9 protein-coding genes are annotated in these 11142 nt (G+C 71.7%); 2 read left to right on the top strand and 7 right to left on the bottom strand.

Going from position 1 to position 11142, the window contains the following annotated elements:
• Positions 1-52: 52 nt before the first annotated feature.
• Complete coding sequence (locus tag ACSMXR_RS09220) at positions 53-1303, bottom strand: prenyltransferase/squalene oxidase repeat-containing protein (RefSeq protein WP_137235248.1); 1251 nt, start codon at positions 1301-1303, stop codon at positions 53-55.
• Between the two features lie 361 nt (positions 1304-1664).
• Entirely contained in the window at positions 1665-2702 is a 1038-nt protein-coding gene (locus tag ACSMXR_RS09215) for an MBL fold metallo-hydrolase (RefSeq protein WP_381794184.1), read from the bottom strand.
• A 198-nt stretch (positions 2703-2900) separates the two neighbouring features.
• Between ACSMXR_RS09215 and ACSMXR_RS09210 the strand changes: the two genes are divergently transcribed.
• A complete protein-coding gene (locus ACSMXR_RS09210) occupies positions 2901-4370 on the top strand; it encodes an aldehyde dehydrogenase (RefSeq protein WP_473171609.1) in 1470 nt (489 codons plus the stop codon).
• Positions 4370-4603: a ferredoxin gene (locus tag ACSMXR_RS09205; RefSeq protein ID WP_103508313.1), complete on the top strand. Its 234-nt coding sequence runs from the start codon at positions 4370-4372 to the stop codon at positions 4601-4603. Before ACSMXR_RS09210 ends, ACSMXR_RS09205 begins: the two co-directional genes overlap by 1 nt.
• 8 nt (positions 4604-4611) lie before the next feature.
• Here ACSMXR_RS09205 and ACSMXR_RS09200 read toward each other — a convergent pair whose 3' ends face one another.
• The 5 genes from ACSMXR_RS09200 to ACSMXR_RS09180 form a co-directional block, all read right to left on the bottom strand.
• Positions 4612-5181 carry an SMI1/KNR4 family protein gene (locus tag ACSMXR_RS09200; RefSeq protein WP_473171608.1) on the bottom strand — a complete coding sequence of 190 codons (570 nt, stop codon included), beginning with the start codon at positions 5179-5181 and terminating at the stop codon, positions 4612-4614.
• A 98-nt stretch (positions 5182-5279) separates the two neighbouring features.
• The gene (locus ACSMXR_RS09195; RefSeq protein ID WP_137235245.1) at positions 5280-6554 is read right to left on the bottom strand and encodes an MFS transporter; all 1275 of its coding nucleotides are present in this window, start codon (positions 6552-6554) and stop codon (positions 5280-5282) included.
• Between the two features lies 1 nt (position 6555).
• Positions 6556-8322, bottom strand: coding sequence for a condensation domain-containing protein (locus ACSMXR_RS09190; RefSeq protein ID WP_473171607.1), 1767 nt, complete (start codon positions 8320-8322; stop codon positions 6556-6558).
• Positions 8319-9650, bottom strand: a complete 1332-nt coding sequence (locus tag ACSMXR_RS09185) for a DUF6271 family protein (RefSeq protein WP_473171606.1) — start codon at positions 9648-9650, stop codon at positions 8319-8321. The genes ACSMXR_RS09190 and ACSMXR_RS09185 overlap by 4 nt, the downstream gene beginning before the upstream one ends.
• The gene (locus tag ACSMXR_RS09180) at positions 9632-10747 is read right to left on the bottom strand and encodes a phytanoyl-CoA dioxygenase family protein (protein ID WP_374202324.1); all 1116 of its coding nucleotides are present in this window, start codon (positions 10745-10747) and stop codon (positions 9632-9634) included. The genes ACSMXR_RS09185 and ACSMXR_RS09180 overlap by 19 nt, the downstream gene beginning before the upstream one ends.
• Positions 10748-11142: the final 395 nt, after the last annotated feature.

The raw sequence follows: 11142 nt of genomic DNA, 5'->3' as shown, positions 1-11142 counted from the left end.
GGGACCGGCGTACGCGGCGCACGCCGCACGGCCGCTTCCCGCGACGTACGGCTCACGGCTGCTGCTTCTTCCGGCGCATGCTGAGCAGGAAGCCGATGCCCGCACCGGCGGCGAGACCGATACCGATCAGCCACCCCAGGCTCAGCCCGCTGTCGTCGCTGTCGGTGCCGCTGGAGGGCTGCGGACCGGTCGGCGTGGGCGAGGGGAGGGCGGTGGCGGCCGGGGCGGGTCCGGTCGCGTTGAGCTGCTTGACGAGGTCGACGCCGCCGAAGCTGCGGGCGTCCGCACCGGTGGCGTGCGCCGCGAGGATCAGCTGCGCGGTGGCGGCCGGACCGCCCTGCTTCGCCCAGCCCGTGGCGTTCTTCTGCAGCCAGGTGACGGAGGACTGGGCCTTGTTCTTGTGCCCGGAGGCGGCGAGCGCGACGACCGCGTCCGCGGTGTTGCCGTAGTCGGGCTGCGGCGTGCTGTCCTCGGCGCCCGGCATCGGGGCCTGCTCCAGGTACGGCTGCTTCTTCAGCGTGTCCGCGAGGAAGAAGGCGCCGTTCTGGGCGGTCTGCTCCGGGCTGAGGTCGTCGCCCTTGGCGCAGGAGGGGTCCTTGACCGCGTTGGACGTGCCGGAGGCGATGCCCTTGCCCATCAGACCGAGCACGGAGGCCGCGGTGGCGTCCAGGTTGGCGGTGAGCTCGCCCTTCTTGCCCGGCTGGTAGGCGAACGCGCCGCCGTCCTTGTCCTCGCAGGGGATGGCCAGGGCCTGGAGCGCGGTGTACGGGGTGCTGCCGTCGGCGGTGGTGAGCTCGCCGACCGGGACGCCGGTGCGGGCGAGCGCGCCGATCACGATGGAGGTGGAGTTCGCGTCGCTCGGGCTGCCGGGGTTGTAGCCCCAGCCGCCGTCCTCGTTCTGCACGGACTTCAGCCAGTCGGCGCCGTTGTTCGCGGCGTCCCGGTGCAGGTTCACCTCGACGAGCGCCTGGACGGCGACGGCGGTGGCGTTGGTGTCCATCACCGTGGACGCGTCACAGGGCTTGGAGGCGTCGCGGTACGAGGTGAACGCCCCGCTGTCGCACTGCTGCCCCACCAGCCAGTCCACCGCCTGCGTCGACGGCGTGACGTACTCGATCTTCTGCGCGAGGAAGGCCAGCGACTGCCGCCACACCCCGTCGTACGTGGGGTCCGCGGTGCCGTAGAGCCCGGCCGGCAGCTCCGCCGACGGGGAAGGACTCGGCGCGGCGACCGCCACGGGGGCGGCCGCGCCCAGAAGCACGGCGGTGGTCGCGAGCGCGGCTGCGCTGCGGCGTACGGTCATGGCTGGCTGGGCCTCTCCTGCGAGGGCCGGACTCCCCGGGCGCACGAGGGCACCGGGTTCCGGCCCCGTATGCCTCGACGGTGCCGGCCACCGGGGTTCCGGTGGCCCGAGCCGGTCACGCTCCGCGGAGGGCGGTCCGGCTGCCGTCGGGCGGACGGGTCACGGCTGGGGCACAGCGCCGGATTCGCACCGGCTTCCCCCTGTACGGGCATGATGACGACCTGCCCACTCTACCGGTCCGTAGGGGAGCGGCCGGGAGCCCGCACGGCGATGTACGTCACCGGGGGCGCGGGCCGGTCGGGGGCTCGGACGGCGCCGTACGTCACCGGCCGCGCGGGCCGCCGAGGCGGGATGCCGGGTGTCAGACGGCGATGTACGTCACCGGCGGCCCGCCCGGTACGGCCTCCGCGCGGCCGAGCTTCACCAGCCGCCGCAGATGGGACTCGGCCTCCGACACGGCGATGGACCGCGAACCGTGCGGGATCTGCGCCCAGGGCCGGTTCCACTCCATCCGCTCGGCCAGCTGCCACGGGGTGAGCGGCGTGGCGAGCAGGGCGAGGAGCCCGGTCAGCCGCTCCTCGTGATGGTCCAGCAACTCCCGCACCCGCCCGCCCGCATCGGTGAACGCGTGCTGGTGCGCGGGCAGCACCTCGGCCACCCCGAGCCGGCCGATCCGCTCCAGCGAGGCGAGGTAGTCGCCGAGCGGGTCGGTGACGGCGGTGTCGTCCGGGTCCTCGTACAGCCCGATGTGCGGACTGATGCCCGGCAGCAGATGGTCGCCGGAGAACAGCCGCCCGTTCCCTTCCAGCCCGGCGGGATGCCGCTCCTCCAGATGGAGGCAGACATGGCCCGGGGTGTGCCCGGGCGTCCAGACGGCCCGCAGCCGCCGCCCGGCCAGGTCGAGCAGCTCGCCGGGCACGATCTCCCGGTCGGGCAGGGCGGCACGCAGTCCCGGCAGGGTCCGCAGCCGCCCTCCGCTGCGGGCGGCGCGCAACGGGGCGAGGTGGTCGTCCGGCGCGCCGACGGCGGCGAGCTTGCGGGTGAGGTAGTCGAGCCAGGTGCCGGGTTCGGAGTCCCGGGTGCGCCGGACGATCGCGGTGTCGGCCTCGTGCATCGCGATCCAGGCCCCGGAGGCCTCGCGGACCTGGCCGGAGAGGCCGTGGTGGTCGGGGTGGTGGTGGGTGATGACGACGCCGTGGATGTCGGTGACGGCGGTGCCGAGGGCGGCGAGCCCGGCGACCAGGGTGTCCCAGGAGGCGGGGTCGTCCCAGCCGGTGTCGATGAGGACCGGTCCCCGGTCGGTGTCGACGAGATGGACGAGGGTGTGCCCGAGAGGGTTGTCCGGGATGGGCACCTTGATGCTGTGGACGCCTCCGCCATGGTCGGTCACCTGAGGCACTTGCGTCACCTGAGTCATGGGCTTCCCATCTCCGCGCCGGCCTCCACTGTAACGAGAACTCGTTCCAGTGGTAGCCCGGGTCTACCAATTATTCGCCGCCCGGGTGCGGTCCGCACCGTGGACTCCTGAAACAGGAACTGGTATCAGTTCTGACGAACAGTCAGTTACGGGTGTGCGGGTTCGCGGGAGGCGGCAGCCATGACGGAACGTACGGAGCTTGTGGAACACGGACACCTGTTCATCGGCGGGGAGTTCACCGATCCGCTCTCCACCGAGGTCATCGAGGTGATCTCGCCGCACACCGAACAGGTCATCGGCCGCGTGCCGCACGCCTCCGAGGCCGACGTGGACCGAGCGGTCGCCGCCGCCCGCCAGGCATTCGACGAGGGACCCTGGCCCCGCATGTCGCTGGACGAGCGGATCGCGGTGATCACCCGGATCAAGGACGCCTTCGCCGTACGCCACGAGGAGTTCGCGCGCCTCATCAGTGCGCAGAACGGCACCCCGTACAGCGCGAGCGTCATGGTGCAGGCGCTGGCCGCGATGATGGTCTGGGACTCGGCGATCACGGTGGCCCGTACGTTCCCGTACGAGGAGCGCCGCGACGGAGTCCTCGGCCCGCTCCTGGTCCGCCGGGAACCGGTGGGTGTGGTGGCCGCGGTCGTCCCGTGGAACGTCCCCCAGTTCACAGCAGCGGCGAAACTGGCCCCTGCCCTCCTGGCCGGCTGCACGGCGGTCCTGAAGGTCTCCCCGGAAACCCCTCTGGACGCTTACCTCTTGGCGGAAATCGCAGCAGAGGCGGGCCTGCCGCCCGGCGTCCTCTCCATCCTCCCGGCGGACCGGGAGGTCAGCGAGTACCTGGTGGCTCACCGGGACGTGGACAAGGTCTCCTTCACCGGCTCGGTCGCGGCCGGCCGCCGCGTCATGGAGGTGGCGTCGCGCAACCTGACCCGCGTCACCCTGGAGCTGGGCGGCAAGTCGGCAGCGGTCATCCTCCCCGATGCCGACCTGGAGGCGGCGGTGGCGGGCATCGTCCCGTTCGCCTGGATGATCAACGGCCAGGCGTGCGTGGCCCAGACCCGCATCCTGGCCCCGCGCAGCCGTTACGACGAGATAGCGGAGGCGTTCGCGGCAGCGGCAGGCGCACTCCGCGTGGGCGACCCGTTGGACCCGACCACCGAGTTGGGCCCCTTGGTGGCACGCCGCCAACAACAACGCTCCCTGGACTACATCAAGTTGGGCCAGGAGGAGGGCGCCAAGATCCTCACGGGCGGCAACGTGCCGGCCTCCCAGGAGCGAGGCTGGTACGTAGAACCCACCCTCTTCGGCTCGGTCGACAACTCGATGCGCATCGCCCGCGAGGAGATCTTCGGCCCGGTGATCTGCCTGATCCCGTACGGAGACGAGGACGAGGCGGTCCGCATCGCCGACGACTCCCCGTACGGCCTCAGCGGCAGCGTCTGGACGGCCGACACGGAACGCGGCATCGACGTGGCCCGCCGCGTCCGCACGGGCACGTACAGCGTGAACACCTTCAGCCTCGACATGCTCGGCCCCTTCGGCGGCTACAAGAACTCGGGCCTGGGCCGCGAGTTCGGCCCCGAGGGCTACGGCGAGTTCTTCGAGCACAAGATGATCCACCTGCCCGCCGGCTACCGGGAGGCATGATGGGCGACCGCTGGCACGTGGAGGTCGACCGCTCCGTCTGCATTGGCTCCGGCATGTGCGTCAACCACGCGGGCGACGCCTTCCACCTGGACTCGGCCCGCCAGTCCCACCCGACCGAGGAGAACCGCGACGCGGGCGAACACGTCCTCGCGGCGGCGGAGGGCTGCCCGGTGGAGGCGATCACGCTGACGCTGGCGGGGTCGGGGGAGGTGGTGTTTCCGCCGGAGGAGTGAGGGGCGGGTCAGGACCAGACGAGACGCCCGTCGGCGACTTCACAGACCGGGTAGCTTCCATCGGCGATCTTCGTCAGCATCTCTGCCACGGAGTCGAAGTAGTGAGCCAGGGATTCGTACTCGCCCGTGATCGTGATGTCCCCCACGAACCACCTGCCGACACGCCCGTCCCGCCCGTCGACGAACTTTCCCATCCAGCCGTCCTGGTCCGACAGGAACGGGATCCACTCATTGCGCCAGAAGGGATTGTCCGGCTGGTCCGGAGGATCGAATCCGCCGGGCGTGAAGCGATTCGCGTACAGCTTCTCGATCGCCCGGATACCCAGAAAGAAGCTTCCCTCGTCCGGGAATCCGACGAAGCCGCAACACGCCAGATCGTCATCCACATCTTCCTCGGGAAGATCCAGATTATTCCGCAACAGCCATGCCCGCAGATCCTGGTGGAGAGGAACACCCATCCGTTCCTCGGAGGCAGCGAGCATCCGCTCAGAAGTGGGCCCCGGCAGATCCGCGTGATCGGCGGGGGCGTGCTGCTCAAGAAGACTGACCACACGGGACCAGCTCTCCACCACACTCATTCCGTACTTTCCTCTCCGCGCGGATGCCTCAAACGCCTGCACCGCCGCGACCTGGCGTTCCCGGGCCTCGCCGCGCCCGCCCCGGTGCAACCGGCAGCTCAGACCGCCGGTTCGGCAGCCGGCTTGCTCAGTGCGCCCTCCGGCGCCCGCCGCAGAGCCCGGATCGCCGGGACGCTGAGCATCACCGCCAGCAGGGCGAACGACATCACCGACGAGAAGATCAGCACCTCGTTCGCGCCGAACGCGTCCGCCGCCGGGCCCGCCAGGGCGCGGCCCAGGGGGATGACCATGATGGAGCCCGCGACGTCGTACGCCGAGACGCGGCTCAGGACCGTCAGCGGGATGTGCGACTGGACGCTCGTCGCCCACATCACGCCCCAGAACGCGAAGCCGTAGCCCGCGATGACATGCGCGATCGCCGTCGCCGCGAAGGACCATTCCAGGGCCGGGGCCAAGGGGTTGAGCGCGAAGCAGAGCATGGCCAGGGCGCCCGCGACCAGGGGGCGGCGTGGGCGGACCCGCATGCCGATCAGGCCGCCGATGATCGTGCCCGCGCCGTCGGCCGAGGCGATCCAGCCGTACCCGTTCGCCCCGTGCTGCTCGATCATCAGCGTCGCGCCCAGCGGCAGCGCGGGGCCGAACACGAACAGGCCGTAGACGGACCAGACCGCGATGACGCCCCACAGCCACTGGCGCGACCGGAACTCCTGCCAGCCCGTCGCCAGCCTGCGCCACATCGGGGCGTCGCCCTCGTCGCGTTCCGTGTGCAGCTTCCGCAGGGGGAGCAGGACCAGGGCGCTGAGCGCGTACGCCGCCGCGATGACCAGGTACGAGCCCGAGACCTGCCAGTACGCCACCAGGATGCCCGCCAGGCCCGGGCCCAGCAGCGTGCTCAGGGCCTCGGAGATCCGCAGCAGCGCGTTGGCCTTCTGGATGTCCTCGGCGACCCGCGGGACCATGCTCGCCATACCGGGCTGGAACATCGCCGTCGCGGCGCCGCTCAGCGCCATCAGGCCCATGATCTGCCACAGCGGGACGCTGTCGGAGGAGAAGAGGAGAGCGGCCAGCGTCAGCATGGCCAGCATGCGCGCCACGTCCGCGCAGATCATCATCAGTTGGGGGGTGAACCGGTCCGCCAGCACCCCGCCGAACAGCACCAGCAGCACGATCGGGGTCATCCACGCCGCCAGCGCGTACCCGACGCCGCTCGCCCCGTGGCCCGCGCCCAGCACCGCCGTGGTGAGGGACACCATCAGCATGCCGTCGGCCAGCAGCGACGCGCTGCGCGCCGTGAAGAACAGCCGGAACCGGCCCGACCGCCAGGGGCTGGGCAGCGGTTCGGGCTTCTGGAGGGTCGTGTCGTCAACGCTCATGTCACACCTGCCGGCTCCTGCCGGTCCCTTCATCGATGGTGTTCAGCCGACGCCATGCGTCGCTCCGGTCCGGCTCGGTGGGTGGGTTCTCGACGATTACGTAGCGGTGGGGTGCCAGGACCCCCGAACCGGCGGCCGGGATGAGGGCGGTCAGCGCCCGGTGGGCCTCCTCGGGCGTCAACGCGGTGTCGCCGCGGGCGATGTACGCCGTGAGGTGGGGCTCCGCGCCGGACGCCTCGGTCACCTGCACCCCCACCGGCAGTCCGCCCACCGCCCGGCCGAGGGTCTCGCGCACCGCGTCGGGCGAGACCCAGCAGCCGTCCACCCGGAGCCAGCCGGACCCGCGTTCGGCGGGGCGGACTCCCGTCACCTCGGCCAGCGCCTCCATCGGTACGTCCCCGGCGGCGGCCGCCTCCAGGAGCAGGACCAGCCCGGAGAGGAACCCCTCCGCCTCCTCGGGGGTGAAGAGCGAGGGGGCGGCCCACAGGGAGATGTGGAGCCGGGGCGCCGTCCGGTACGTGAAGGCGAGCAGCCGGGTCGGCAGCGTCTGGGGCGGCCCCCAGGTCAGCTCCTGCCCGGCGTCGTCGTGGTCCTGCGCGTCGGTGCCCAGGAGCGGGGCGGGCAGGGCGCTCACGTCGTTGAACACCACGTCCCGGCCGAAGTGGCTGCCGCGCTCGGCGGTGACCCGGTCGATCATCTCCCACAGCCGTACGGAGTCGAACTGGCTGTGCCGGTAGGCGTTGAGCACCGCCCCCCAGGTCCGGGCGACCAGCGCGTCGAAGGCGGGCACCCGGACGTCCAGGTGAAGCAGCGCGTCCTGGGACGTGGTGGTCACCGAACGGGCGACCCGGGGGTGGAACCGGTTGGCGCTCGGGACGGCGGTGACACAGCTGTCCTGGCCCGCCCGGTGGGCCACCAGGGCGCACCAGGCGGCCATCAGCACGGTGGCCTCGGGGTGTCCGGTACGGCGGGCCGCCCCGGCGAGCGCCCGGCCGCCCCGGCGGGAGCGCAGCGTCAGCTGCCGGGCCTCCTCGTCGGTCCCCGGCCTCCTGCCGCGCGGCTCCGCGAACATCTCCTGCGGCCCGGTGCGGAGGATCCGCTCCCAGTACCGCAGGGAGGCCTCCGACTTCCGCAGCCCGGCCGGGGAGGCCTCCACGGCGGCCAGGTCGACCGGGGGAAGGGACGTGAGCCCCGGCAGCTCCTTGCCCGCCAGCAGCTCGGCGAACTCCTCGCGCAGGATGGCCATCGCGCTGCCGTCGGCCACCGCGTGGCTGAACGCCAGTGCCACATAGGCCGGTTGTCCGGCCACGGTGAGCAGCGTGATCCGCATCGGGAACTCCCGCTCCAGGGCGAAGCGCCCGGCCCGGGCCGCCCGCGCCACCGACTCCGCGTACCCCGCCGGGTCGGCGGGGAGCTCGGCGTGGTCGAGGACGGTCACCGTGAACGTGCCCTCCGCCGCCACGGCCTGGTCGACCGGTGCGGCCTCCGGCGGGTGCGGGAAGGTGGTGCGCAGCCCCTCGTGCCGTACGGCCAGGACGCGCAGGGCGTCGGTGACGGCCGCCACGGTGGCGCCCTCGGGGACGGGCCACACATCGTGGATGTTGATGTGGGTGGGGTCGTCCCGCAGGATGCAGCGGATCATGTTGGCCTGGCCCATGGTGATCGGGCCACGCCGCTCCTCACCGCCCTTGTAGGCGACGGTGACCGTGGTCGTGGTGGTGTGCGGGGGGTTCCGGTGCATCGTTTCCCTGTCGGCGGCGGAGTTCATCGGGTCACGGCCCGGACCTGCTGCTCCAGGCCCGCTTCGGCGCTCGCGCCGGCCAGCGCCTCCCAGTGGTCCATCAGCAGCGCGAAGTCGGCCATGTCGTCCCGGGCCTCGTCCAGGAGCGGGCCGCGGCTCTCCGCGAGGGTGTCCGCGACCGTCGTGTAGCGGCCGCCGAGCCGCCGGTAGGCCCGCTCGATCACGTCGAGGCGGTGGGCGACCTCCGTACGGTCGAGGGCGACGCTGTCCCGGACGAAACCGGCGACCACGGACGCCCGGATGTGGCCCCCGGCGTCGAGCAGCGCGTCACCGGCCTCCGCCGTCCTCGCGTACACGGCGTTGAGATACGTCTTCGCCAGCAGGAACTTCGCGAAGCGGAGCTGGTACGCGAGGAAGCCGGCGTCCGTACGCCGTTCCGCCGTATGGAAGTTGACGATGTGTCGGTTGTGCTGGAGGCCGGGCAGCCGGGCGTCGTGGGCGAGGTGGAGCAGGAAGTAGTCGGTGCCGATGGTGTCGGGTGCGGGCGGCAGCGGGACCCTGCGATAGACCTCGTGGTCGAGTGCGATGTTGCACATGTCCACGCGCATCGGGCTGATGGGGGCGAGCGTCGCGCGGTCGCCGTCGAACGTCCCGTTCCCCGCGCCCCGGAACGACTCGTCGATCAGATGCTTGCGCCAGAAATCCGGGTACCCCTCGGGCAGCGACAGGCCGATCAGTTCGCCGTACGTGTCCGGGTCGAGCTCGTGGATCTCCGCCACGTCCACCGACATCTCGCCCACGAACGAGCCGCCCGCCACCGCCACCCGGCGGTCGCCCGAGCCCGGTGGCAGCTTGCTTCTCGTCGCCGACTTCCGTACGTCGTCCGCCCGTCGGCCCAGGTGGGCCAGTTCCTGGTGGAGCGGGAAGACCGGTTCGCCGTCGAGGTGCTGGTAGCGGCTGTCGGAGTCCCGGCGGTGCACGGACGTGCAGCCGAGGGCCTGGGCGATGAGGAACGCCCGGTTGGTGCAGGCCCCGTAGGAGACGCGGGACGGCAACATCAGGCCCAGCAGCCGGTCCGCCGCGGCCGACGTCGCGCCGGACCGTTCGGTCGCCTCGCGCAGGAAGGCGCGCTGCTCGTTCTCGTCGAGGTGGTGGACGGTCACCCCGGGGGAGGCGGGCAGTGCGGCCACCGCCGCCCGGTGCTCGGCGAGGACCGGCTCGGGAGAGGAGTCCAGGATCAGGAGGTGCACCTCCACGCCGAACTCCCGTGCCCCGTACGCCGCTTCCTCACCGATCGCCGCGATGGTGCCGGAGCATGCCCGGTGGGTGGGCAGGGTCAGGCAGACGCGGCGCACGAAGGCTCCCCGCTCGGGGCGGCGGATGCCGTGCCCGCGGCGTCCTCGGTCTCCTCGACCGGGTCCTGCCACGAGGCGAGCCCCAGCAACCGGCTGCCCAGAGCGTTCAGTTCGGCCGTCGGGTAGCGCTTGGACTCGGGCAGCACCGGGTCGCCGACCAGGGTGCGGTTCCAGCGCGGCGTCCGCAGATGGCGCCAGGACTCCACCCGGGACTTGCGCAGCCGCTCGTGCTCCTCCAGCGCGGGCATCATCGACAGGTACTGCACGGCCCGCACCCCGTTCTCGGAGAGGTTGCGCGCCACCCCGTGGGCCAGCAGACCGTTCCAGATGAGCAGGTCGCCGGGGCGCAGATCCGGGCGTACGACCGGGAGTTCGTCCCGGTCGATGTCCGGGCGCAGCGGGTCCCGGTCGCCCGGCTGCCGCGTCTTCCAGGTGTCGAACTGCCGGAACAGCTCCGGGCAGCACTGGAAACCGCCGGTCTCCGGCCGGGTGTCGTTGAGCGCGATGATGCCCTGCACCCGCTGCGGCGGCACGGCGAGCGTGGTGTCGATGTCCCAGTGGAGCTCGATGTCGAAGCCCCGGTCCGTCGGCTCGATCAGGGCGCGGTCACGGTTGCCCCGGTTGGGCGGGTTGAGGTTGAGCCGGTCCAGGGTGACCCACAGCTCCTCGCAGTCCCATACGTCGACGAAGGCGTCGTACACCCGCTGCGACTGCCGGTTGTTCCACAGCAGTTGGTGGTGGTACGCCTCTACGAAGCCGTAGATGTGCAGCTGCTGGTCCAGCTCGGAGCGCAGCGGCCGGTCCTCGTACCAGCTCTCCGGCCGCTCCGGGTCCAGGCCCTGGAAGTCCCAGGTGAAGTCCAGCAGTTGCCCGGCCACCGAGGCCGGGACCGCCTCCCGGACGATGACGTAGCCGTACGTCTGCCAGTGGGCGAAGTCCTCCTCGGACAGCACCCGCAGCGGACGCGACTTGTCGAGCTCCCGCAGGGCTGTCTGCGCGAGGTAGGCCTCGCCGTCCGCGCTGAAGTACGGGATGTCCGACGCCGCGCGGTGCAGGCGGGGCCGGCGGCGAGGGGCGGGTGTCGTCATGAGGTTCATGGCAGGTTCTTCTCCTCGGCCGGCCGTGCGGCGACCCCGGGGGAGCGGGGTCGCCGCGGACGGCGGGACGGATGGCAGTGCCGTGGCGGGAGGAGCCGTGACCACGTCGATCAGCAGGATTGGTCCAGACCGCCTGAGCTGTCAAGTGCCTGGCACATATGGGGATATGGGGTGTGGTCATGTGCTTGACAGACACGGAACCGATACTTGTCGTTCGGTATTTTTGGTCTAGACAACAAGCGAGCCACGGGCCTAATGTCCAAGGGCGCGGTCGGGTCCGTGACGGGCTGTCAAGCCGTTTTCCCTGCCCGCGCTCCGGCCGGTGACGGCCCTGCTGGCGGACCTGTCGACGGCCCTGCTCAGGGTCGCCGCCGTCATGGCGATGCGGTTCGTAC

It is taken from the genome of Streptomyces sp. DSM 106670, from assembly GCF_055792845.1.
Note: the sequence above shows the minus strand (reverse complement) of the source record. Positions and strands in the feature narration are given on the sequence as shown.